The sequence below is a fragment of the Frateuria sp. sgz306004 genome (genome assembly GCF_057750885.1).
The window spans coordinates 409,571-431,481 of record NZ_JBYLFE010000001.1; the positions used below are offsets into that span (position 1 = coordinate 409,571).

General features: G+C 64.8%; 21 protein-coding genes. 17 read left to right on the forward strand and 4 right to left on the reverse strand.

The genetic code is table 11. From position 1 onward, the window contains the following. Positions 1-43: 43 nt before the first annotated feature. From AC3G2C_RS01965 to AC3G2C_RS01975, 3 genes are all read left to right on the forward strand, one after another. Positions 44-1,102: an NADH:flavin oxidoreductase/NADH oxidase gene (locus tag AC3G2C_RS01965; RefSeq protein WP_488382922.1), complete on the forward strand. Its 1,059-nt coding sequence runs from the start codon at positions 44-46 to the stop codon at positions 1,100-1,102. 31 nt (positions 1,103-1,133) lie between these two features. After that, on the forward strand, positions 1,134-2,006 hold the full coding sequence (locus AC3G2C_RS01970; protein WP_488382923.1) for a pirin family protein: 873 nt from the start codon (positions 1,134-1,136) through the stop codon (positions 2,004-2,006). Positions 2,007-2,096: 90 nt separating this feature from the next. Beyond that, positions 2,097-2,399: an Mpo1-like protein gene (locus AC3G2C_RS01975; protein ID WP_488382924.1), complete on the forward strand. Its 303-nt coding sequence runs from the start codon at positions 2,097-2,099 to the stop codon at positions 2,397-2,399. Positions 2,400-2,575: 176 nt separating this feature from the next. On the opposite strand, the gene AC3G2C_RS01980 is transcribed toward AC3G2C_RS01975, so the two are convergent. Further along, complete coding sequence (locus AC3G2C_RS01980) at positions 2,576-2,965, reverse strand: cytochrome c (RefSeq protein WP_488382925.1); 390 nt, start codon at positions 2,963-2,965, stop codon at positions 2,576-2,578. Between the two features lie 120 nt (positions 2,966-3,085). On the opposite strand from AC3G2C_RS01980, the gene AC3G2C_RS01985 reads away from it, so the two are divergent. Beyond that, positions 3,086-3,931, forward strand: coding sequence for a tRNA threonylcarbamoyladenosine dehydratase (locus tag AC3G2C_RS01985; protein ID WP_488382926.1), 846 nt, complete (start codon positions 3,086-3,088; stop codon positions 3,929-3,931). Between the two features lie 54 nt (positions 3,932-3,985). On the opposite strand, the gene phbB is transcribed toward AC3G2C_RS01985, so the two are convergent. Both phbB and gluQRS read right to left on the reverse strand, forming a co-directional pair. Further along, a complete protein-coding gene (gene phbB, locus AC3G2C_RS01990) occupies positions 3,986-4,726 on the reverse strand; it encodes an acetoacetyl-CoA reductase (RefSeq protein WP_488382927.1) in 741 nt (246 codons plus the stop codon). Positions 4,727-4,884: 158 nt separating this feature from the next. Next, on the reverse strand, positions 4,885-5,745 hold the full coding sequence (gene gluQRS, locus AC3G2C_RS01995; protein WP_488382928.1) for a tRNA glutamyl-Q(34) synthetase GluQRS: 861 nt from the start codon (positions 5,743-5,745) through the stop codon (positions 4,885-4,887). A gap of 533 nt (positions 5,746-6,278) precedes the next feature. Between gluQRS and htpX the strand changes: the two genes are divergently transcribed. The 7 genes from htpX to AC3G2C_RS02030 all read left to right on the forward strand — a co-directional run bounded on the left by htpX (position 6,279) and on the right by AC3G2C_RS02030 (position 12,146). Further along, positions 6,279-7,175, forward strand: a complete 897-nt coding sequence (htpX, locus tag AC3G2C_RS02000; RefSeq protein ID WP_488382929.1) for a protease HtpX — start codon at positions 6,279-6,281, stop codon at positions 7,173-7,175. Positions 7,176-7,279: 104 nt separating this feature from the next. Next, positions 7,280-9,151 (forward strand): molecular chaperone HtpG, encoded by a 1,872-nt coding sequence (htpG, locus tag AC3G2C_RS02005; RefSeq protein WP_488382930.1) that lies wholly within the window; start codon positions 7,280-7,282, stop codon positions 9,149-9,151. Between the two features lie 70 nt (positions 9,152-9,221). After that, the gene (locus tag AC3G2C_RS02010; RefSeq protein ID WP_488382931.1) at positions 9,222-10,127 is read left to right on the forward strand and encodes an AEC family transporter; all 906 of its coding nucleotides are present in this window, start codon (positions 9,222-9,224) and stop codon (positions 10,125-10,127) included. Between the two features lie 9 nt (positions 10,128-10,136). Continuing rightward, positions 10,137-10,499 carry a nuclear transport factor 2 family protein gene (locus AC3G2C_RS02015; RefSeq protein WP_488382932.1) on the forward strand — a complete coding sequence of 121 codons (363 nt, stop codon included), beginning with the start codon at positions 10,137-10,139 and terminating at the stop codon, positions 10,497-10,499. Between the two features lie 60 nt (positions 10,500-10,559). Further along, positions 10,560-10,958, forward strand: a complete 399-nt coding sequence (locus AC3G2C_RS02020; protein WP_488382933.1) for an RNA-binding S4 domain-containing protein — start codon at positions 10,560-10,562, stop codon at positions 10,956-10,958. 103 nt (positions 10,959-11,061) lie between these two features. Next, a complete protein-coding gene (locus AC3G2C_RS02025; protein ID WP_488382934.1) occupies positions 11,062-11,637 on the forward strand; it encodes a response regulator in 576 nt (191 codons plus the stop codon). Between the two features lie 257 nt (positions 11,638-11,894). Further along, a complete protein-coding gene (locus AC3G2C_RS02030; protein ID WP_488382935.1) occupies positions 11,895-12,146 on the forward strand; it encodes a hypothetical protein in 252 nt (83 codons plus the stop codon). A gap of 31 nt (positions 12,147-12,177) precedes the next feature. Here the strand turns inward: AC3G2C_RS02030 and mutS are convergent, their stop codons facing one another. Then, positions 12,178-14,760 (reverse strand): DNA mismatch repair protein MutS, encoded by a 2,583-nt coding sequence (gene mutS / locus AC3G2C_RS02035; RefSeq protein ID WP_488382936.1) that lies wholly within the window; start codon positions 14,758-14,760, stop codon positions 12,178-12,180. Positions 14,761-15,376: 616 nt separating this feature from the next. On the opposite strand from mutS, the gene AC3G2C_RS02040 reads away from it, so the two are divergent. The 6 genes from AC3G2C_RS02040 (at position 15,377) to recA (ending at position 21,882) form a co-directional block, all read left to right on the forward strand. After that, on the forward strand, positions 15,377-16,747 hold the full coding sequence (locus AC3G2C_RS02040) for a TolC family protein (RefSeq protein WP_488382937.1): 1,371 nt from the start codon (positions 15,377-15,379) through the stop codon (positions 16,745-16,747). A 68-nt stretch (positions 16,748-16,815) separates the two neighbouring features. After that, positions 16,816-17,781 carry an HlyD family secretion protein gene (locus AC3G2C_RS02045; RefSeq protein WP_488382938.1) on the forward strand — a complete coding sequence of 322 codons (966 nt, stop codon included), beginning with the start codon at positions 16,816-16,818 and terminating at the stop codon, positions 17,779-17,781. After that, positions 17,766-18,962, forward strand: a complete 1,197-nt coding sequence (locus tag AC3G2C_RS02050) for an ABC transporter permease (RefSeq protein WP_488382939.1) — start codon at positions 17,766-17,768, stop codon at positions 18,960-18,962. The genes AC3G2C_RS02045 and AC3G2C_RS02050 overlap by 16 nt, the downstream gene beginning before the upstream one ends. Further along, the gene (locus AC3G2C_RS02055; RefSeq protein ID WP_488382940.1) at positions 18,959-20,104 is read left to right on the forward strand and encodes an ABC transporter permease; all 1,146 of its coding nucleotides are present in this window, start codon (positions 18,959-18,961) and stop codon (positions 20,102-20,104) included. Before AC3G2C_RS02050 ends, AC3G2C_RS02055 begins: the two co-directional genes overlap by 4 nt. Before the next feature lie 111 nt (positions 20,105-20,215). Further along, a complete protein-coding gene (locus AC3G2C_RS02060; protein ID WP_488382941.1) occupies positions 20,216-20,722 on the forward strand; it encodes a CinA family protein in 507 nt (168 codons plus the stop codon). Between the two features lie 125 nt (positions 20,723-20,847). Next, positions 20,848-21,882, forward strand: coding sequence for a recombinase RecA (gene recA / locus AC3G2C_RS02065; RefSeq protein WP_488382942.1), 1,035 nt, complete (start codon positions 20,848-20,850; stop codon positions 21,880-21,882). Positions 21,883-21,911: the final 29 nt, after the last annotated feature.

A 21,911-nucleotide genomic window follows, 5' to 3' on the forward strand; every position in this document is an offset into this window, starting at 1 on the left:
GAGCGTCGGCATGTGTGGCGGATAATTCCTTCGGATGGTCTCCATGAACCTGTTCACGTCCTTCTCGCAACGAAGCCTCTCACTCCGTAATCGACTGGTGATTGCGCCGATGTGCCAATACTCGGCCACCGACGGGCTTCCCAATGAATGGCACATGGTGCACCTGGGCAGTCGTGCGGTCGGCGGGGCGGGGCTGATCATCGCCGAGGCCACGGCGGTATCGGCGCAAGGCCGCATTTCGCCGGGTGACGTGGGCCTTTGGAACGAGGCCCAGGTAGCCGCCTGGCAACCGATCACGCGCTTTATGCGCGCGCACGGTGCGGTTGCAGGTGTGCAGCTTGCTCACGCGGGTAGAAAGGCCAGTGCCCAGGCACCCTGGCTGGGCGGCCACCCCTTGGCCGCCGATGCCGGTGCCTGGCTAACCGTGGCGCCGTCGGCCGTGCCGTTCGATGCACATTGGCCCACGCCTGAGGCGCTGGACAGTGCCGCCATCGCGCAAGTGGTGGCGGATTTTCGTGCCGCCGCCGTGCGGGCCCTGGCGGCCGGCTTCCAGCTCATCGAAATCCACGCTGCCCATGGCTACCTGTTGCACCAGTTCCTCTCGCCTCTGAGCAATCAGCGCACCGACGAATACGGCGGCAGTTTCGAGAACCGTACGCGCCTAGTGCGCGAGGTGATCACAGCGGTTCGCGAAGTGTGGCCCGAGTCGCTGCCGCTGTGGCTGCGTATTTCCGCGACCGACTGGAGCGAAGGTGGCTGGGACATCGAGCAGAGCGTGCGCCTGGCGCAGATGGTGAAGCCCCTGGGCATCGACCTGATCGATACCAGCAGCGGCGGTCTGGTGCCGCACGTGAAGATTCCAGTGGCACCCGGCTACCAAGTACCTTTTGCTGCGCGCATTCGCCGCGAGGCCGACATCGCCACGGGCGCGGTGGGGCTCATCACCGAATCCACACACGCCGCACGCATCATCGACGAGGGCAGTGCCGATGTGGTGCTGATCGCGCGCGAGAGCCTGCGTGATCCGTACTTTCCCCGTCGCGCCGCGCAGGAACTGGGGGTGACGATCAACGCACCCCTGCAATATCAGCGCGCGTGGTAATGCGCAGCAAGCAACCCTGATGGAGTCACGGATGGAACAGCAACCGATGGTGATCGATGGTCGCGTGCACGACCTGGGCGATGGCTTCAACGTGCGGCGGCTATTGCCTGTCTTGCAGGCGCGCCACGTCGGGCCATTCGTGTTCTTCGACTACATGGGGCCGGTGACGTTCCTGGAGGACAAGGGCATGGACGTGCGCCCGCACCCGCACATCGGGCTGGCCACGGTCACTTGGTTGTTCGAAGGCGTGATCCGCCATCGCGACAGCCTGGGCAGCATCGCGGACATTCGCCCGGGTGAGGTGAACTGGATGACCGCAGGTCGCGGCATCGTGCATTCGGAGCGCACGCCGCCTGAGGCCCGCGGTGGCGGCATGCGGGCGCATGGCATCCAGGTATGGGTGGCCTTGCCGCAGAAGGACGCCGAGATGGAGCCTGAGTTCCATCATCATGGCGCCGAGGAATTGCCGCGCATCGCCTCGCCTGGCGCCTCGCTGGTGCTGATCGCCGGCACCGCCTATGGCAAGGCGTCGCCGGTCAAGGTGTTCGCCCCGATGTTCTTTATCGAGGCCACGCTGGAGGCGGGTGCCGAGTTGCCATGGCCCACCGAGCATACGGAACGTGGCGTATGCGTGGTGGAGGGCGAGGTGGAATGGGATGGCGTGACGGTGCAGCCGATGCAGGCGGCCGTGCAGGCGGGCCCGGATTCGCCGCCGCTGCGCGCACGCGCCGCGAGCCGCGTGATGCTGTTCGGTGGCGCACCGCTGGATGGTGAGCGTCACCTATGGTGGAACTTCGTCGCCAGCACGCGCGAGCGCATCGAGCAGGCCAAGGCGGATTGGGCCGCCCAGCGCATGGGTAAGGTGATTGGCGACGAAGCGGAGTTCATCCCGCTGCCCGCTTGATCGGATCGGCTGGCCCGCATGCTGCATCCGCGGCATGCAACGGCGCGTGTGGCGCATTAGGCTGGGGTTCTTGCCTCAGGGGTGCAGGCCATGTCCCGTTACGCCAGCTTTCGCGAGTTCTATCCGTTTTACCTCAACGAGCACAGCGATCTGCAATGCCGCCGCATGCATTTCATCGGCAGCACCTTGGTGCTGGCGGCGATCGCCACGGCCTTGATCACCGGGCACGCCTGGTGGCTGCTGCTGGCGCCGGTGGCGGGTTATGGCTTTGCCTGGATCGGCCATTTCGTGTTCGAGAAGAACCGTCCGGCCACCTTCACCCATCCGCTGTACAGCTTGATGGGCGACTGGGTGATGTATTGGCAGATCCTGCGCGGCAAAGTGCGGATCTGACCTCTGGGGATGGTCTGATTTAACGTCATGCTGCTCGTCATTCCTGCGAGAGCAGGAATCCAGCGCCTTTACCTTCGAGTATTTACAGACGCTGGATCCCAGCCTTCGCTGGGATGACGATCAAAATCAGAGCATCCATTGGGATGGGCTGACGAATCAGCGCACCTTGGCCCGCCTTAGCGATATTGCTGGTGGCACGACTGGCAGGTCTCGCCGATCGGCTTGAATGCGCTTGCCAAGGCGGCGCAATCCGCGGGGGCGGCCTTGATAGCGGCGTCGGTGCGGCTTTGCAGCTTGGCGATTTCCTCCAGGAACGGCTGATCCACCCCAGGGAACGCGTCCTTGATATCCGCCGAGGTCTGCAGCAAGCGCGTCAGGTGTTGCTGGGTCTGGGCGGCGTCGCATTGGCGGGTCTTCATGGACTGCCGCAGCGCATCCGCATGGTGGGCCATCACCGACATGACGGCGTGCGACATCGGCTGGTGCTGGCGTTGCGCATTGAGTGCGAACACCGTGCCCAGTACGCCGATAAACAAGCCGAGCAGGATCAGAAGGGCGGCACGCATGCAGGTTCCCATGAAGTGGCAAAGAACGGGCGAGCATAACCGGGGCGGCGGCGGTTTGGCTGCGGCGCGCGCTGGCTCCCGCTAAAATGGAACACATTCAAGTTGTTGGAAGGTTCGGCAATGCAAGCTGAGGGTGCGGTGGAAGTTACCGGTGAGACGGCTGGTGAGGGCGCGTCAGTGTTTCCGCGCGAGCGCTTTGCCGGCGTGGAGCGCCTGTATGGCCTGGGCAGCGTGGAGCGCCTGGCGCGCGGTCACGTGTGCGTGATCGGCATCGGTGGCGTGGGCTCCTGGGCGGCGGAGGCGCTGGCTCGCAGCGGCGTAGGCCAGATCACCTTGATCGATGCGGACGAGATCTGCGTGTCCAACACCAATCGCCAGTTGCATGCGCTGGATGGCGAGTACGGCAAATCCAAGGTCGCCGTGATCGCCAAGCGCCTCAAGGCGATCAATCCGGCGATCAAGGTGCATGCCATCGAACGCTTTCTCACCACCTCGACGCTGGATGAGTTGCTGGATCGCGGCTACGACGTGGTGCTGGATGCCTGCGACGCGTTCCGCGTGAAGCTGGAGGCCATCGCCTGGTGCCGCCGGCGCAAGCTGCCGATGGTTTCCGTGGGCTCGGCGGGTGGGCGTACCGATCCCACGCAGATTCGCGTGCGCGATCTTTCGCGTACCGAGCACGATGCCATGTTCAGCCTGATCCGCAAAAAGCTCCGCCAGGATTTCGGCTTTCCACGCAATCCGGATCGCTACTTTGGCGTCTCGGCGGTGTACTCGCTGCAGAACGTGCAGTACCCCCAGCCCGATGGCAGCGTGTGCGGCACGCGTCCGCCGGTGGCCAATGGCACCGAGGCGCTGAACCTGGCCTGCGGTGGCGGCTTGGGCGCGGCCACGCACGTGACCGGAGCCTTCGCCTTTGCGGCGGTGGGCAAGGTGATGGAGAAGTTGCTGAAGGACGAGAAGTAAGCCACGGAGCGGCGCACTGGGCGCCACTCCGTTCCGGCTAAGGCAGGGTAGGGCTTACCAGCCCATGTAGTGGCCGCCGTTGATGGAGAGGTTGGCGCCGGTGATCCAGGCGGCTTCGTCGCCAGTGAGAAAGGCCACGGCATGGGCGATTTCCTCGGGCTTGCCCAGGCGGCCCACCGGAATCTGCGCCACGATCTTGTCGCGCACATCTTCGGGCACCGCCATCACCATGTCGGTGGCGACATAGCCGGGCGAGACCGTGTTCACGGTGATGCCGAACTTGGCGTTTTCCTGGGCCAGCGAAATGGTGAAGCCGTGCATGCCCGCCTTGGCGGCGGCATAGTTGGCCTGACCGTACTGGCCCTTCTGGCCGTTGATCGAGCTGATCTGCACGACGCGGCCCCATTTGCGGGCGCGCATGCTCTCGATCACCGGACGGGTGACGTTGAAGCACGCGTTGAGGTTGGTATTGACCACCTCCATCCACTGCGGGTACGTCATCTTGTGGAACGTGGCATCGCGAGTGATGCCGGCGTTGTTCACCAGAATCTCCACCGGGCCCAGCCCCGCCTCGATGATGCGCACCATGGCTTCGCAGGAGTCGGGGTCTTTCACGTCGCCCGGTACCAGCATGACCTCGATGCCTTCCTTCGCCATCAATTCCTTCACCGCTTCCGCCTTGGCCTGGTCGCGATAGTTGGTGGCGACCCGATGTCCCTGTCGAGCGAGATAACGGATGATCGCCGTGCCGATTCCACCCGTGCCGCCAGTGACCAATGCCGTGCGCTGCGTCATGCCTGTTCTCCGAAAGATGCCGATGCTCTAGTTACCCGGATCGTGCGTCGCGGGCGTCCTCATGTCTACCACGTTCCACATGGCAAAACGCCTACGCGCGGGCTGCGTTGTCGCGTTGCCGTGGCGTGATGCACAGGGACTTCGGTGGTTATAGCGGGTTATGCCGCCAAGCGTTCGCTGCAGTGCGGCAATTGCCTGGGGTCGAATACGGACAAAGCTTCGACCAGCAGGTTCCCGGGCGTGGTCGCCTGGCCCGACACCGGTACGTCCAGGAAGTGCAATGCCCGATACAAGGCCGGCAACGGATGGGTGGGATCCACCGGGCGCGCCCGTTCGGACTTGGAGAGCTTGCGGCCGCTGGCATCGAGGGCCAGCGGCAGGTGTAGGTACCTCGGCTCGGGCAGGCCAAGGCAACGCTGCAGGTAGATCTGCCGAGCGGTGGAGTCGAGCAGGTCGTTGCCACGCACCACTTCGGTGATCCCTTGGAAGGCGTCGTCCACCACACAGGCGAGTTGATAGGCGTAGAAGCCTTCCACCCGGCGGATGACGAAGTCACCGGCGCTTAGGCGCAGATTCTGCGTTTGCGGCCCTTGCAGGGCATCGTCGAAGTGGATGTCCACGTCAGGCACACGCAGGCGCCAGGCCGGCTCGCGCCCGGGCGAAGGCGGTGCCAGGCAGTGCCCGTCCAGGTGCAGTCCGCCAGCCAGGTCGTTGCGGCTGCACCAACATGGAAAGACAAGATCGTTGGCCCGCAGTTGCTCGAAGGCGGCCTCATAGGCGGCATGGCGGGTGGACTGGAACAGCGGCGGCGCATCCGCGACGAGGCCGAAGGCGGGCAGGGCGGCTAGGATGCTTTCGGCCGATCCGGGTAATTCGCGTGGCGGGTCGATATCCTCCACGCGCACCAGCCATTCGCCGCCGGCATGGCGAGCGCAAAGCCAGCTTCCCACGGCCGCTACCAGGGAACCGAAATGCAGGTGGCCGGTGGGTGAGGGGGCGAAACGTCCGCGGTAAGTCATCGGCGCATTCTACGGAGCTTGGAGCCTGTTCATAGCCTTCGGGCGGCCCGCACCGGGAGCGGCCTGCGCGTCGATCCAGGGGCGAATGCGGGCTGCGCGAAGGCGATGGACCGGCGCCTGGCCGCATGGCGACAGCGGGCGTCAAGCCGAGCGACCGGCGTGGAGCTGAGGATGGTCTGATATTGCGCCATGGGCTCGTCATCCCGGCTTTCCCCCGAAATGACGAGCAAAACCAGAACATCCCTAAGGGTGCTCTGATTTTTATCGTCATCCCAGCGAATGCTGGGATCCAGTGCCTGTAAATCTTTGAACGTAAAGGCGCTGGATGACCAGCCCTTCGGCTGTTAGAAAGCACCTCCTGCTTTCGCAGGAATGACGAACAAAAAGTCGATTAATCAGACCTTCCCTAAAGCGTTCGAAAACGGCTACGCCAAAACCGTCGCGCGGCCCTTGAAACCGCAAGGTTTCGCCACGATCCTTGATCAGCGGCAGCCGCCGCGTCTATCCCTTTCATGACTGCCCGAGAGACAGCCATGCGTCGCATCGTATTGTTCCTGCTTACCAATATCGCCGTCCTGTTCCTGCTGAGCATCGTGTGCCATCTGTTTGGCATCGATCAGTGGGCCGCTGCCCGAGGTTACGGCGGCATGGGCAACCTGCTGGCCTACGCTGCCGTAATCGGCATGGGTGGCGCCTTCATCTCGCTGGCCATGTCCAAATGGATGGCGAAGATGTCCACGGGCGCCCGCGTCATCGACCAGCCCCAGAACGAAGCCGAGCGCTGGCTGGTGGAAACCGTTCGCCGCCATGCGCAGAACGCCGGCATCGGCATGCCGGAGGTGGCGATCTACGACGCCCCGGAAATGAACGCCTTCGCCACCGGCATGACCAAGAACAGCTCGCTGGTGGCAGTGAGCACCGGCCTGTTGCAGCAGATGGATCGCGAGCAGGTGTCGGCTGTGCTTGGCCACGAGATCGGTCACGTCGCCAACGGCGACATGGTCACGCTCACCTTGATCCAGGGCGTGCTCAACACCCTCGTGATCGTGGCCGCCCGCGTGGTGGGTCGCCTGGTGGACAGCTGGCTTTCCGGCGGTCGCGACAACCGTGAAGGCACCGGCATCGGTTACTTCGTGTCGGTGATGGTGCTGCAGGTCATCTTTGGCCTGTTCGCCTCCATGATCGTGATGGCCTTTTCGCGTTGGCGCGAATTCCGTGCGGATGCCGCCGGTGCCAAGCTGGCCGGTCGTGGCGCCATGATCTCGGCCCTGCAGCGTCTGCAGGTGCAGCACGGTGAAAGCACGCTGCCGCAGACCATTGCCGCCTTCGGCATCTCCGGTCACCTGGCCTCGGGCTTCAAGCGCCTGTTCATGAGCCACCCGCCGCTGGAAGAGCGCATCGCCGCGCTGCAGAGCGCTTCGGCTGCTTGAATTTCACCCGCCCTCCCAACGAGGGCGGGTAGCCTCAGGGGCCGATCCGTCGGCCCCTTTGTATGTCTCCGTACCTTGTCTGATCTCTGCAAGAGTCTTTCCGTATGACGAACGCCGCGCCCGAAACCCGTAAATTCGAAGCCGAAGTCGCCCAGGTCCTGCATCTGGTCACGCATTCGCTGTATTCGCACAAGGAAATTTTCCTGCGCGAGTTGATCTCAAACGCCTCCGACGCCTGCGACAAGCTGCGTTTCGAGTCGTTGGCCAAGCCCGAGCTGCTCTCCGGTGAAGGCGAGCTGCACATCGACGTGAGCTGGGACGAGAACGCCCGCACCGTCACCGTACGCGACAATGGCATTGGCATGAGTCGCGACGAGGTGGTCGCCAATATCGGCACCATCGCCAGCTCCGGCACGCGCCGCTTCCTGGAGGCCATGAGCGCCGAACAGAAGACCGACGCCCGCCTCATTGGCCAATTCGGCGTGGGTTTCTACTCCGCCTTCGTGGTGGCCGATCGCGTGACGGTGTTCAGTCGTCGCGCCGATCTGCCGGAAGGCGAGGGCGTGCGCTGGGAAAGCGACGGCAAGGGCGAGTACAGCCTCGCCCAGGTCGACCTGCCCGAGCGCGGCACGGCGGTGGTCCTGCATTTGAAGGCCGATGAGGACGAGTTCCTCAAGGGTTGGGAGCTGCGCTCGCTGATCCGCAAGTATTCGGACCACGTGGCGTTTCCGATCCGTTGTCCCAAGGACAAGGACGGCGCGCCCACCGACGAGTGGGAAACCGTCAACGACGCCTCGGCACTGTGGGCCAAGCCGCGCAATGAAATCAGCGACGAGGACTATCAGAGCTTCTACAAATCGCTGGGCCACGATTTCAACGATGCGTTGGCCTGGACGCACAATCGCGTGGAAGGTAGCCAGAGTTTCACCACGCTGCTGTACATCCCCGAGCAGCCGCCGTTCGACCTGATGATGGGCGGCCGCGACGAGCGCAAGGGCCTCAAGCTCTACATCAAGCGCGTCTTCATCATGGATGCAGCGGAAGAGCTGCTGCCCAACTACCTGCGTTTCGTGCGCGGCGTGGTGGATTCGGATGACCTGCCGCTCAACGTGAGCCGCGAGATCCTGCAGCACAACCGCCAGTTGGAGCGCATCCGCGCCGCCTGTATCAAGCGCGTGCTGGACCTGATCGAAAAGCTGGCGCGCGACGAGCCGGAAAAGTTCGCCACCTTCTACAAGGCCTTCGGCAACACGCTGAAGGAAGGCATCGCCGAGGACGCCGCCAATCGCGAGCGCATCGCCAAGCTGTTGCGCTTTGCCTCCACCAAGGGCGACGGCGCCAAGCAGACCGTGTCGCTGGATGATTACGTCGGTCGCATGGCCGTGGGCCAGGACACCATCTGGTTCATCACCGCTGACGGTTACGCCGCAGCGGCAGGCAGCCCCCAGTTGGAGGCCTTCAAGGCCAAGGGCATCGAAGTGCTGTTGATGTTCGACCGCATCGACGAATGGATGCTCAACAGCTTGCACGAGTATGCCGGCAAAAAGCTGCGTAACGTCGCCAAGGGCGAGCTGCCGCTGGACGAAGCGGACAAGAAGCAGCAGGAAGAGGCCAGCAAGGCCGCCGAGCCGCTGCTCGCCAAGCTCAAGGCGTTGCTGGGCGATCGCGTGAGCGACGTACGTGTATCGGCACGCCTGACCGATTCGCCGTCCTGCCTGGCCTTGTCCGATTACGACATGGCCCCGCACCTGGCGCGTCTGCTGCGCGAAGCGGGCCACGACATGCCCGACAGCAAGCCCACGCTGGAGATCAATCCGCAGCACCCGTTGTTGCAGCGCGTGCAGCAAGAGAACGATCCGGCCAAGTCGGCGGACCTCGCCAACCTGTTGCTGGAACAGGCCGAGATCGCTGCGGGTGCGCAGTTGCCGGACCCGGCTGCCTTCGTGCAGCGTCTGAATCGCCTGATCGTTGGGTAAGCACGGCAAGCCCTCAAAGGGTTGATGAGAACGGCCGCTATACTGCGGTCGTTCTTTTTGTGGGATACCCATGAGCGCCTTGCTGCTGCTTTTTACCTGCCTGTTGCTGGGTGCGCTGGTGGCGCGCTTTGCCAAGCCGCCGTCGGGCATCGTTCATGGCATCAACTGGTGGGTGATCCGCATCGCCTTGCCGGCGCTGGTGCTGGCCCTGGTGCCCAAGGTACGCATCGACACCCAGCTGTGGTTTCCCGTAGCCGCGATGTGGGTGGTGTTCTTCGGCGCATGGGCGTTGTTCGCCGCGCTTGGCCGCTGGCTGGGCTGGTCGCGCGAGCGCGTCGGCGCGCTCACCTTGGTGTGCGGCCTGGGCAATACCTCCTTCATGGGCTATCCGATGATGCAGGCCCTGCATGGCAAGGAGGGCCTGGCCCTGGCGGTGGTAGCGGATCAGTTGGGCTGCTTTCCGCTGCTGTCGTCAGCGGGTGTGGCGGTGGCCTCGCTGTACGCCGGGCGCAAGCCACAGGCGGGCATGATCGCGCGCCGCATTCTCACCTTTCCCGCCTTCGTGGCGCTGATCGTGGGCGGCGCGGTGGGCGCGCTGGGCGGCTGGCCGGCGCCCGTGGACGATGTGCTTACGCCCATCGGCGCCACCCTCACGCCATTGGCTTTGTTTTCCGTGGGCCTGCAGTTCAAGTTTCACCTGGGTGAGCGGCAATGGCCGGCCTTGTTGCTGGGCCTGGGCTGGAAGCTGGCCTTGGCACCGCTTGCCGCCTGGCTGCTCGGCCGTGCGGCGGGCGTGGGTGGCCTCACCTTGACCGTTGGCGTGTTGCAGGCCGCGATGGCGCCGATGATTTCCGCCGCCATCCTCGCGGATGAGCATAAGTTGGAACCCTCGCTGGCCAACACGATTCTTGGAGCCGGCATCGTCCTCTCGCTGGCGACGATTCCCTTGGGCAATCTGTGGATGATGAGTCAGTAGGGAGTTGCCATGGACCTCACCGCCCATCTGTTCGACCTGGAAACCCAACTCCATCGGCAGGACATCCGTGCCGACGAAGCCGCCTTGTGCCAGTTGATCGCGGAGGATTTCTTCGAGTTCGGGGTGTCGGGCACGGTGTGGACCCGCGATGCCGTGATCGGGGCTTTGCGGGGTGAGGCCTTCTCTCCGCGCGAGGTGAGCGACTTTCAGGTGACCTCGTTGGCTGACAACGTTGCCCTGGTGACCTACCGCGCCCACCGAGTCGCCACGGCGCAGCGTCCCGCAGCGGAGTCGTTGCGCAGCTCTGTCTGGCGCTTTCGCGACGGACGCTGGCAAATGCAGTTTCATCAAGGTACGGCGCTTTCGATCTAAGGCCGCAGCCCCGCCCCAAGGGCGCGCGGGCGAGGGCACTCTTGATCCACAATAGACCCTATGTCATCACCGCAAGCATCTCCCCAGGCGTTCGTGCGCGCCGACGTATGGTTATGGGCTGCCCGTTTCTTCAAGACACGCAGCCTGGCCAAGCAGGCCATCGACGGCGGCAAGATCGAACTCAATGAGGCCAGCTGTAAGCCGTCCAAGGCCGTGCACGTGGGCGATCGGCTGCGCATCGGTCGCGGCGAGGAGCGCCTGGAGGTGGAGGTGCTGGCGTTGTCCGAGCAGCGTGGCCCAGCTCCCGTGGCCCAGGCGCTGTACCGTGAAAGCGAGGCCAGCCTAGCGGCCCGCGCGGCGGCGAAGGCTCAGCGTAAGCTTGTGGGCGCCATAGCGCCGCCCACCCGGCCGGACAAGCAGGCGCGTCGAGAATTGCGACGGCTTAAGGATTCCATGTGAGTCACGCATCGCAGAACCCGTAGGCGAACTGCGGGAGCATCAACATCACGGACGGTCTGCGCGGGCGCGTAGATAGCCAACGATCTTGATGTGGGAGATGACGATGACAGGCATGGCATTCCTGAAGCGTTTGCTGGGCAGCGCGGTTCCGGGGCAAGCCGCATCCGGTACACGTAAGACCACACAGGGCGCCAAAGTATTGGTGGTGGACGACTCCGCGACCATCCGTGCCGTTCTCGGTCGCATGCTTGAGGTGGATGGTTATCAGGTGCTGCGCGCCGCCGATGGCGAGAGCGCGCTGGAGATCGCCCGTGCCGAGCGGCCGGAGTTGATCTTCCTGGACATCGTATTGCCCGGTATCAACGGCTTTGCCGTGCTGCGCGCGCTGCGTCACGACCCGGTTACCCAGCATGTGCCGATCGTCATGATCAGCGGCAACCAGCAGGCCACCGAGCAGTTCTACGTGCAGCGCTTTGGCGCGGACGACTTTATCAGCAAGCCGTTCGGTCATGTCGAAGTGGCGCGCAGCATCGATCGCCTGGTGGGTTTTGGTCGCCTGTCCGCACGCGAGCCGGCCAAGGTGGTTTCACTGCCCGTACCGGTGGAAAACATCCCCGCCATGCTGGCCAATGCCACGCCGGACGCCAGCGGCGACAAGCGGCCGGAACTGGCTGCCTGAGATCTTCGATCCTTTGCGAAAAGGCGGCGTCTCATGGACGCCGCCTTTTGCTTGACTGACGCATCGGGGATGCCCCAGGGCGGCTTGCGTTGGCTGGCTGGGCTCAAGCCTAGGCGCAGCGGTGCGCATGCGGAAAGTGATTGTTTCGATAGTAGCCATAGCGCAGGGCTATGGGCGCGGTGGAGCGCCGCCCATTCACGCCGGCCCGACACCCGCTTACGGAGCATCGACCTCCCTGGTCATGGCGGGAGAGCGACGTGGCAGAGTCCATCGAGGAAGGCGCGCTGGTATTCGTGGCCGATGGCGAAGACGGCATCGGTTCCGTGCGGCGTTGGCTGCCGGAGGAAAACGCGCTCTTGATCTACATCGAGAATGCTGGCGATTTCGTGATACCGGCCAGTGGGGTGAAAGCCGTGCATTCGGGCAAGGTCATCCTTGACCTCGATCACCTGTCGCGCGCTGTGCTGGAAGCCATTGGCAACGCACGACGTTCCGAATATCCCCACTAGAGACCTGCGTGCCCGGCGCCGAAGATCACACTCACCCCAAGGCCTTGAGCCGATAAAGGGCTTCCAGCGCCTCGCGCGGCGACAGTGCATCGGGATCGATACCTTCCAGTGCCCGCTCCACGGGCGACGGCGCGCTGGCGAACAGGCCCAGTTGCGGCGAGGCATCCTGCACGGGCGGCTTGCTGCTGGCGGCGGAGGCCTGCTGATACATGCCGCGTTCCAGTTCGGCCAGCGTGCGTCGTGCGTCGGCAATCACGCTCTTGGGCAAGCCGGCGAGTGCCGCCACCTGCAAGCCGAAGCTGCGGTTGGCGGGGCCTTCCTTCACCGCATGCATAAACACCAGCTGCTCGCCGTATTCCACAGCGTCCAGGTGCACGTTGGCGATGGTGGGGAACTCGTTGGCCAGTTCGGTCAATTCGAAATAGTGCGTGGCGAACAGCGTGTAGGACTTGCTGCTGGCTGCCAGATGCACCGCGGCCGCACGCGCCAGCGCCAGGCCGTCGTAGGTGCTGGTGCCGCGACCCACTTCGTCCATCAGCACCAGGCTGTGCTCGGTGGCGTTATGCAGGATGTTGGCCGTTTCGCTCATTTCCACCATGAAGGTGGACTGGCCGCGCGAAAGGTCGTCGCCCGCGCCGATGCGGGTGAACACGCGATCGATCGGGCCGATGACTGCACGCGAGGCAGGCACATAACTGCCGATATGCGCGAGCAGCACGATCAGCGCGTTCTGGCGCATGTAGGTGGATTTACCGCCCATGTTCGGGCCGGTGATGACCAGCATGCGGCGGCTGTCGTCGAGCGCGAGGTCGTTGGGCTCGAAGGGTTCGTCGCGCACCTTTTCCACCACCGGGTGGCGACCGCGCTCGATGGCGATGCCGGGTTCGTCGGTGAGTTCGGGGGCGCTCCAGTCCAGCGATGCGGCGCGCTCGGCCAGTGTGGCGAGCACGTCCAGCTCGGCCATGGCGGCAGCGGCCTGCTTGAGCGGTTCGAGCTGGCTGGTGAGCGTGTCGAGCAGCGCCTCGTACAGCGCGCGCTCGCGCATCAGCGAGCGCTCCTTGGCCGAGAGCACTTTGTCTTCGAAGGTTTTCAGTTCTTCGGTGATGAAGCGCTCGGCGTTCTTGGTGGTTTGGCGGCGCGTGTAGTGCGTGGGCGCCTTGTCGGCCTGGCCCTTGCTGATTTCGATGTAGTAGCCGTGCACGCGGTTGTAGCCCACCTTGAGCGTGGGAATGCCGCTGGCGGCCTTTTCGCGTTCTTCCAGTTCCACCAGGTACTGGTCGGCGTGGGTGGCGAGGCGGCGGAGTTCGTCCAGTTCCGCGTCGTAGCCATCGGCGATGACGCCACCGTCGCGCTGGAGCACCGGCGGTTGCGGCACCACGGCGCGGGCCAGCAGGGCCGCCGTATCGGCATGATCGCCGATGCGGTTCACCAACCCGTGCAGCAGGGGACTGTCGAGTGGCTCGATCAGCGTGCGCAGAGCCGGCGCCGCAGCAAGGCCATCGCGCAGGGTGGAGAGATCGCGCGGACGTGCCGAGCGCAGCGCCACGCGCGCCAGGATGCGCTCCAGGTCGCCGATGCCGCGCAGCTGTTCGCGCAAGGGTTCGTATTGGCGATGATCGATAAGGGTGCCAATGGCCTGGTGACGGCCGCGCAGCAGTTCGCGCGAGCGCAGCGGGCGATTGAGCCAGCGCCGCAGCAGGCGCGCACCCATGGGCGTCACGGACTCGTCGAGCACGCCCAGCAGGGTGTGCTCGGTGCGGCCGCTGGGGTGCGTATCCAGCTCCAGGTTGCGGCGGGTGGCGGCGTCCAGCGCGATGGTGTCGCCGGCGCTTTCCACCGCCATGCCGGAGAGGTGCGGCAGCGCGCTCTTCTGCGTTTCTTCCACATAGCCGAGCAGGCAGCCACCAGCGGCGATGGCCAGCGGCATGCGATCCACGCCAAAGCCGCCGAGGTCGCGCGTGCCGAAGAAGCGGTTCAGCTCACGGCGCGCCGCATCCCCATCGAAATGCCACGGCGGACGCTTGCGCAGGCCGGGCAGGGTGGTCACGAACTTGGGCCATGCCACGTCTTCGCCCACCAGGGTTTCGGCCGGCTGCAGTCGAGCCAGCTCCGAGGCGAGCGCTTCGGCGCTAGGCACTTCGCTGAGCAGGAACCGGCCGCTGGCCAGATCCACCCAGGCCAGGCCGTAAGCGCCATGGGCACCCGCGCTGATGGCCATCAGCAGGTTGTCGCGGCGCTCTTCCAGCAGGGCCGCGTCGGTGACCGTACCCGGCGTCACGATGCGAACGACCTTGCGCTCCACCGGACCCTTGGAGGTGGCCGGGTCGCCGATCTGCTCGCAGATCGCCACCGACTCGCCCAGGCGCACCAGGCGCGCCAGATAGTTCTCCAGGGCGTGGTACGGCACGCCCGCCATCGGAATGGGCTGACCGGCGGACTGGCCGCGCTGGGTCAGGGTGATATCCAGCAACCGCGCGGCCTTGCGCGCGTCGTCATAGAACAACTCGTAGAAGTCACCCATGCGGAAGAACAGCAGCACATCCGGGTGCTCGGCCTTGGCCGCCAGGTACTGGCGCATGAGTGGGGTGTGGGACTCGAAGTTTTCAGAACTCATGGGTTGTTGTTGTTCTAATCCTAACTATTTGAAATGCCTTGGCCCGGGTCCTGAAACCACCGCCAGTGTCGCGGGCAATGGTAGCCGCGACGGTCAGGCGGCATGTGCCTGGTCCGGAAGTGGCCTCGATAGCCTGGGGGCGCATGCGATGCGCCGGAGCCATGGATCGACCGTCGGCATGGCGAAGGCTCGAACGCCGAATGGTAGCCCACGACGCTGGTATGAGTGGCCGAAACCCAGGATGTTCCGATTTTGATCGTCATCCCAGCGAAAGCTGGGATCCAGCGCCTGTAAATAATTGAACGTAAGAGGCTCTGGATGACCAGCCCTTCGGCTGTTAAAAAGCACCTCCTGCTCTGGCCCTATTTATTGGGTTCGCAGTAATGACGAGCAAGAAGTCGCTTCATCAGAGGACCAGGGCCTTGAGTGGGCATGAGGTGTTTCCAAGCGAGTCGGTGCCGCTTGGGCGCTACAGCGCCTGTCAGGTGAAGCTTGGGGTTGCGTAGGTCGACCCAGCAAGGTCTTCACGTTTCGCAGACCTCCCCTTGCCGCAGCCTACGCGTTCGAGCCCAATAGAGCCGTAAGGCCGGGCCGGTTGGCGGGTGAGAGGGGAGCGATGGTCAAGTCAGGTGGGCGTTTTGCGGTGCTGGCGACATGCGCGGTCGCGGTGCTGTCCGTGCATGCGCAAGGCCCTTCATCGGTGCCCCTTTCGCTGACCGATGCGCGACAACGGCTCATGGGTGTGTCCGATGCCCTGGCGGCGGCGGATGCGAACGTGCGCGGCAAGGAGACCTTGTCCGAGGCCAGTGGCCATTTGCGCCTTCCAGACATTTCCCTGGACGCCAACTACCTGCAGTTTCAGAAAACGCTGGAACTGCCGCTGGGCTCGCTGGCGCCGGTAGCCGAGGCGTATGGCATTCCCAGCCCCTTGCGATTCGAGGAGCGGGACTGGCGCTTTCGCCCGTCGGTGACCGCAACCCTGCCGCTTTATACCGGCGGCAAGATCCCCGCCGCGCAGGACGCCGCCGCCGCCGCTGCGCGCCAGGCCTCGGCCGAACGCAATCAGCAGGCCGACACGATCAATACGCAGTTGGCGCAGGCCTACTTTGGCGAGCAACTGGCAACGCAAGCGCTCGCCGTGCGGCTGCAGGTTCGCGATGGCCTGAACGGGCACCTCGCCAATGCGGAGAAGCTCGAACGCGAAGGCTTCGCCACCAAGGCGCAGCGCCTGCAGGCCACGGTGGCGCGTGACAGTGCCGAGCGCGAGTACCAGAAGGCGAGCAACGATCGCGATACCGCCACCACCACGCTCGCGCAGTTGCTGCGTTCGGATGCGCCGGTGCAGCCCACGACGCCGTTGTTCGTCATCGCAGGGCCGCTCGATGCTCGTCAGGGCTATGTGGATTCCGCGCTGGCCAACCATCCGCAGATCGCCCGGCTTGAAGCCATGGGCGAACAGGCGGCGGCCGGTGTGCGTGTAGCACAGGCGGAACTGAAACCTCAGATTTTCTTGTTCGGCACCTATGACCTGCATCGACGTGATGCGCTGATTACCGACCCGGATTGGGTGTGGGGCATTGGCCTCAAGTACACCTTGTTCTCTGGCCGCGACCGTCCACGCCAGATCAGCGCCGCGCGCGACCAGCAAGCGCAGGCCGAGGCGGGTCTGCGGGAAGCGAAGAACCAACTGGTCATTGGCGTAACGCAGGCATGGAACGCCGTGGAGACCGCCCGGCAGCAGTACGCCCTGCTGGAAAGCTCCATCGCGCAGGCCAAGGAAAACCTGCGCTTGCAGCAACTCTCGTTCCGCGAGGGGCGTGCCACCTCGCTGGATGTCATCGACGCACAGATGGCCCTTGGCGGCGCGGAGCTGGAGCGCCTGCAGGCGGCTTATGCCTATGACGTGGCGCTGGCCAAGCTGCTGGAAATCAGCGGTCAGTCGGCGCGTTACGACGAATATGTCCGTCGCGCGGACAAGGTCTGGTAACTATGCCCGAACAAACATCTCTCGCATCCTCTTCCCCGGCCGCCTCCGGAAAGGAGCGCAAGCCTCCCTTGGGCCTGCTCGCCCTGTTGGTGGTCATCGTCATCGTCGCGTTGGGCTTATGGCTGGCCTATCGCAAGCCGGCGGATCTCGTGCAGGGCATGGTCGATGCCGACAGCATCAACGTGGCCGCCAAGATCACCGCGCGCGTGGAAAAACTGCACGTGCACGAAGGCGATCGCGTGACGCCAGGCCAGGTGCTGTTCGAGCTGGACAGCCCCGAAGTGGCAGCGAAGCGGCAACAGGCCGCGTCCGTGCTGGCGGCCGCGCAGGCCACCAACGAAAAGGCAAAGAACGGCCCTCGCGCGGAAGACGTGCGCGCCTTGGAGTCCAATTGGAATCGCGCGCAGGCCGGCCATCAGTTGGCGCAGGCCACCTTCGCCCGCCTGGATAATCTCTATCGAGAAGGCGTGGTCACTCGCCAGAATCGCGATGAGGCGCAGGCCCAGGCGATCAGTGCGGCCGAGCAGGCCAAGGCCGCGCGTGCGCAGTACGATCAGGCACTCGCCGGCACGCGTGACGAGGACAAGGCCGCCGCCGCTGCACAGGTCGGGCAGGCCGAGGGCGCCGTGGCCGAGGTGCAGGCCGCCGAGGACGAAGTGCAAGGGCGCGCGCCGGCCGCTGGCGAAGTGGGCAAGCGCCTGGTCACCGTGGGTGAACTCGTGCCGGCGGGCTATCCCGTGTTTGCGCTCACCGACGTGGATCACCCCTGGGTGGCGTTCAATCTTCGCGAGGATCAGTTCTCCGCGCTCAAGATGGGCGATCGTCTGCGCGGCAGCATCCCGGCGCTGAAACTGGATGACGCCGAGTTCGAGGTCTATTTCATCAATCCGGCTGGCGATTTCGCCACGTGGCGCGCCACCCGACAGTCCTCGGGCTACGACGTCAAGAGTTTCGAGGTGCGCGTGCGTCCGGTGCAGGCAATCCAGGGGCTGCGCCCAGGCATGAGTGTGCTGTTTCCATGGCCGCCGCACTGAGCGAGCCGGCCCGCTCGCCCTGGCAGGCGTTCCTGCGTTCGGCCGCTCGCGAGTGCGCGCACTTGCGCACGGATCGCTGGGATCTGGCGCTGGTCACCTGGATGCCGCTACTCGCGCTGGCGCTGTTCGCATGGTTCTTCAGCGCGGGCGTGCCGCGCAAGTTGCCCATCGTGGTGGTGGACCAGGAGCGCAGTGCGCTCAGCCGCGAACTGATCCGCATGCTGGACGAGAACCCTGGGTTGCACGTGGCCTACCAGCGCGACGCCTTGCTGGACGCCTGGCCGTTGGTGCGGGAGGGAAAGAGTTACGCCGTAGTTTTGGTGGGCCCAAACACGTCGCGCGATGCCTTGGTGCGCAATGGTGCGACGATACTGGGCTGGTACAACGCGAGTTACCTCACCGCGGGGCAGGCGGCGTCACGCGAGATCTCGGCCACGGTGCAGGCCTTTACCCAGCGAGTGGCGAAAGAGCAGACAGCCGCCATTCGCGGGCCGGGCAAGTTGCGGGCAGCGCCCATCAGCGTGCAGGTATCCGTGCTGGGGAATGCGTCGCGCAGCTATGAACATTTCCTGTTGAGCCTCTTGTTTCCGGCCATGTTGCACTTGGCGGCGACGCTGGCGTGGGCAGCGGCGTTCGGGCGCGAATTGCGCGACGCCACGGTGACGAGCTGGATGGATGCCTGCGGTGGTCACGTGTTGTCGGCCGTGGTTGGCAAGGTCGCACCCTATATGCTGCTGTTCCTCTTGTACGCGGTGCTGGGGCTTGCGTGGTTGGCGGGCGTGCGCGGTGGTGGCGTACACGGCGATGTGGGGCTGCTGGTGCTGGGCTATGGCTTGATGCTGCTGGCCTATGCGGCCATTGCGCTCTTGCTGGTGGGCGCTACGCGCAACATGGGCACGTCGCTCTCGCTGGTGGGTATCTACGCAGGTACCTCGTTGGCATTCTCCGCCGGCACCTTTCCGGTGATCGGCGCGAACGCCTTCGTCAGGGCCTGGAATGCGATACTTCCCTACACGTATTACCTCCGCCTGCAGGCGCAGCAATTGGATGCGCATGCGTCGCTCGCCGACTCGGCCAGGCCACTCGGCGCGCTCATGCTGTTCGTGCTGGTGGCGGGGGCAGCAGGGTGGTGGCTTTATGCGCGTGCGGCACGCGATCCCAAGGCGTGGGGCCTGCGATGACCCCATTCTTCGATGCCTACCGGGAAACGTTCGCCACGCTGCTGCGCGATCGTTATGCCGTGGTTACGCTCATTCTGGCGGTGATCATCTACTCGTTCTTCTATCCCAGCGCCTATCGTCATCAGGTGGCTTCGGACTTTCCCGTGGTGGTGGTCGACCAAGACCACAGCCCGCTAAGCCGGGCGCTGAGTCGGCGTATCGACGCCGTGAATGCCGTGTTCGTGGCGGCCACCGTGGATTCGATGGATGCCGGTGAAGCCTTGCTCGCACGCGGCGATGCCGAAGGCTTGATGGTGATACCCGATGGCTTTCAGCATGACGTGCTGCGCGGCGGTAGCGGTGGCGTGGCGTTGTTCGGACGCGGCGCCTACCTGGGGCGTGCCAGCCAGGTGCTGCAAGGCGTGGCCGATGCCGCCGGTGCCTTCGCGCGGCAAGCCGCTGTCGAGCAGGCGCAGTTCGCCGGGCCTCCCGCTCCACCGCCGATTCAACTGGTGCAGCGCCCGTTGTTCAATACGCGCGAAGGCTATGGCAGTGCCGTGGTGCCAGGGGTGGCGCAACTCATCGTGCAGCAGACTTTGTTGATCGGCATGCTGGTGATGGCAGGTACGCGTCGCGAACGCATGGGGCGCTTGGCTTTCTCGCGCGCGGGGATGGCGGGCATCGCCGCGGCGTTCGCCACGCTGGGGCTGTGTTCGGTGCTGTACTACAACGGTTTCGTGGTGTGGTTTCAGGACTACCCGCGCGGCGGCAACCTGGGCGGGCTGCTGCTCGCGGCGGTTCTCTATGTGGCGGCCGTCGTGGCGATGGCGCTGCTCCTGGGCAGTTTTTTCCGCACGCGCGAGCGTCCCTTCCAGCTCATCACGTTTTTGTCGCTGCCCATGTTCTTTCTGGCCAACTTGTCATGGCCTGCGGAGGCGACACCCGCGCCGTTGGTCTGGATCGCCAAGCTGCTGCCGACCACGCCGGGCATCAACGCGATGGTGCGCCTCAACCAGATGGGCGCCAGTGTGTCCGAGGTGGCGCCCCAATTGCTCAATCTGGTCGCCTTGGCACTCGTGTACGGCGCGCTCGCCGCATGGCGGTTCAGGCCGCGCGCGCAGGTCACGACGCAACGCGATACCACGGGGCGCGCCATTGAGTAGCGAGGCGGTCATCGGTGGCTCGGGCACATCGGGGCTTGGCGTAGCGGAGCATTGCAGGTAGAACCGGCGACTTGTGCTGGTTGGCACCTCTTCCCCAAGGAGCTTTCCCTTATGACCGCGTGCTCTCCCTCCGATGCCGAACTCAGGCAACTCGCCGAGCAGGTGGCCCAGCTCGCCCTGCAGAAGCGGTTGATGATGGTGACGGCTGAGTCCTGCACCGGCGGTTGGATCGCCAAGACCCTGACCGATCTGCCGGGCAGCTCGGCCTGGTTCGACGCTGGCGTGGTCACGTACAGCTACGAAGCCAAGGAAGCCCTGCTGGGCGTCAATCCGCGCACGCTGGAGCGCACCGGTGCGGTCAGCGAGGAAACGGCGCTGGAGATGGTGTCGGGCGCGTTGGCCAGGTTTGGCGCGGGCATGGCGGTGGCCGTTACCGGTATCGCCGGCCCCAGCGGCGGCACGGCTGACAAGCCGGTGGGCACGGTCTGGATCGGCTGGAAGCGGCGCGGCGGCTACGCCAATGCCAAGCTTTTCCATTTCGATGGCGACCGCGAAGCAGTGCGCCGGCAAACGGTGGCCGCGGCGCTCAAGGGTGTGCTGCAGAGCCTGACCGACTGAGCCGCCGCCGGGTATCCCGGCCCGGCTTGACGGGTGTGGGATACTGGCTTTTCTGAGATCGCAGCCCGTGAGACTACCCGCGGGCATCATGCCTTTCATTCACTGCCACTCCGGGATTCAAGACGATGGATGACAACAAGCGCCGTGCGCTCACTTCCGCCCTCGGCCAGATCGAGAAGCAATTCGGCAAGGGCGCGGTCATGCGCCTGGGCGACCGCTCCGACGACGTGGTGGAAACCGTCTCCACCGGCTCGCTGGGGCTGGACATCGCGCTGGGCGTGGGCGGCCTGCCGCGCGGCCGTGTCGTTGAAATCTACGGCCCGGAATCCTCGGGTAAGACCACGCTGACCCTGCAGGTCATCGCCAACTGTCAGAAGAACGGCGGCACGGCGGCCTTCGTCGACGCCGAGCACGCGCTGGACCCGTCCTACGCCGCCAAGCTGGGCGTCAACGTGGACGATCTGCTGGTGTCGCAGCCCGACACCGGCGAACAGGCGCTGGAAATCGCCGACATGCTGGTGCGTTCGGGCGCTGTGGACGTGGTGGTGGTCGACTCCGTCGCCGCGCTCACGCCCAAGGCCGAAATCGAAGGCGAAATGGGTGACTCCCACGTGGGCCTGCATGCTCGCCTGATGAGCCAGGCGCTGCGCAAACTCACCGCCAACATCAAGAAGTCCAACTGCCTGGTGATCTTCATCAACCAGATCCGCATGAAGATCGGCGTGATGTTCGGCAGCCCGGAAACCACCACGGGCGGTAACGCGTTGAAGTTCTACGCCTCGGTGCGCCTGGACATCCGCCGCATCGGCGCGGTGAAGAAGGGCGAAGAGGTCATCGGTTCGGAAACCCGCGTCAAGGTGGTGAAGAACAAGGTGGCGCCGCCGTTCCGTCAGGCCGAGTTCGAGATCCTTTACGGCGAAGGCTCCTCGCGTGAAGGTGAGATCATCGAGCTGGGCGTCGCCCAGAACCTGATCGACAAGTCCGGCGCCTGGTACAGCTACAAGGGTGACCGCATCGGTCAGGGCAAGGAGAACGTGCGCCAGTTCCTGCGCGATAACCCGGCTATCGCCAACGAGGTGGATGCCGAGCTGCGCGCACGCCTGCTCACCATCGGTGGCAAGGCTACGCCGGTTTCCGAAGAGGCAGTGGAAGAGAGCTGAGGTACGAGATCGCGCCGGTCGACCGGCGC

What these genes read in the sequence shown, in the direction of transcription:
- htpG (WP_488382930.1), top strand. Translation starts at nt 7,280, where the DNA reads ATGACGAACGCCGCGCCCGAAACCCGTAAATTCGAAGCCGAAGTCGCC.
- AC3G2C_RS01985 (WP_488382926.1), top strand. Translation starts at nt 3,086, where the DNA reads ATGCAAGCTGAGGGTGCGGTGGAAGTTACCGGTGAGACGGCTGGTGAG.
- htpX (WP_488382929.1), top strand. Translation starts at nt 6,279, where the DNA reads ATGCGTCGCATCGTATTGTTCCTGCTTACCAATATCGCCGTCCTGTTC.
- AC3G2C_RS02050 (WP_488382939.1), top strand. Translation starts at nt 17,766, where the DNA reads ATGGCCGCCGCACTGAGCGAGCCGGCCCGCTCGCCCTGGCAGGCGTTC.
- AC3G2C_RS01970 (WP_488382923.1), top strand. Translation starts at nt 1,134, where the DNA reads ATGGAACAGCAACCGATGGTGATCGATGGTCGCGTGCACGACCTGGGC.
- phbB (WP_488382927.1), bottom strand. Translation starts at nt 4,726, where the DNA reads ATGACGCAGCGCACGGCATTGGTCACTGGCGGCACGGGTGGAATCGGC.
- AC3G2C_RS02010 (WP_488382931.1), top strand. Translation starts at nt 9,222, where the DNA reads ATGAGCGCCTTGCTGCTGCTTTTTACCTGCCTGTTGCTGGGTGCGCTG.
- AC3G2C_RS02055 (WP_488382940.1), top strand. Translation starts at nt 18,959, where the DNA reads ATGACCCCATTCTTCGATGCCTACCGGGAAACGTTCGCCACGCTGCTG.
- gluQRS (WP_488382928.1), bottom strand. Translation starts at nt 5,745, where the DNA reads ATGACTTACCGCGGACGTTTCGCCCCCTCACCCACCGGCCACCTGCAT.
- AC3G2C_RS02040 (WP_488382937.1), top strand. Translation starts at nt 15,377, where the DNA reads ATGGTCAAGTCAGGTGGGCGTTTTGCGGTGCTGGCGACATGCGCGGTC.
- AC3G2C_RS02060 (WP_488382941.1), top strand. Translation starts at nt 20,216, where the DNA reads ATGACCGCGTGCTCTCCCTCCGATGCCGAACTCAGGCAACTCGCCGAG.
- AC3G2C_RS01965 (WP_488382922.1), top strand. Translation starts at nt 44, where the DNA reads ATGAACCTGTTCACGTCCTTCTCGCAACGAAGCCTCTCACTCCGTAAT.
- AC3G2C_RS02025 (WP_488382934.1), top strand. Translation starts at nt 11,062, where the DNA reads ATGACAGGCATGGCATTCCTGAAGCGTTTGCTGGGCAGCGCGGTTCCG.
- recA (WP_488382942.1), top strand. Translation starts at nt 20,848, where the DNA reads ATGGATGACAACAAGCGCCGTGCGCTCACTTCCGCCCTCGGCCAGATC.
- AC3G2C_RS01975 (WP_488382924.1), top strand. Translation starts at nt 2,097, where the DNA reads ATGTCCCGTTACGCCAGCTTTCGCGAGTTCTATCCGTTTTACCTCAAC.
- AC3G2C_RS02020 (WP_488382933.1), top strand. Translation starts at nt 10,560, where the DNA reads ATGTCATCACCGCAAGCATCTCCCCAGGCGTTCGTGCGCGCCGACGTA.
- AC3G2C_RS02015 (WP_488382932.1), top strand. Translation starts at nt 10,137, where the DNA reads ATGGACCTCACCGCCCATCTGTTCGACCTGGAAACCCAACTCCATCGG.
- AC3G2C_RS01980 (WP_488382925.1), bottom strand. Translation starts at nt 2,965, where the DNA reads ATGCGTGCCGCCCTTCTGATCCTGCTCGGCTTGTTTATCGGCGTACTG.
- mutS (WP_488382936.1), bottom strand. Translation starts at nt 14,760, where the DNA reads ATGAGTTCTGAAAACTTCGAGTCCCACACCCCACTCATGCGCCAGTAC.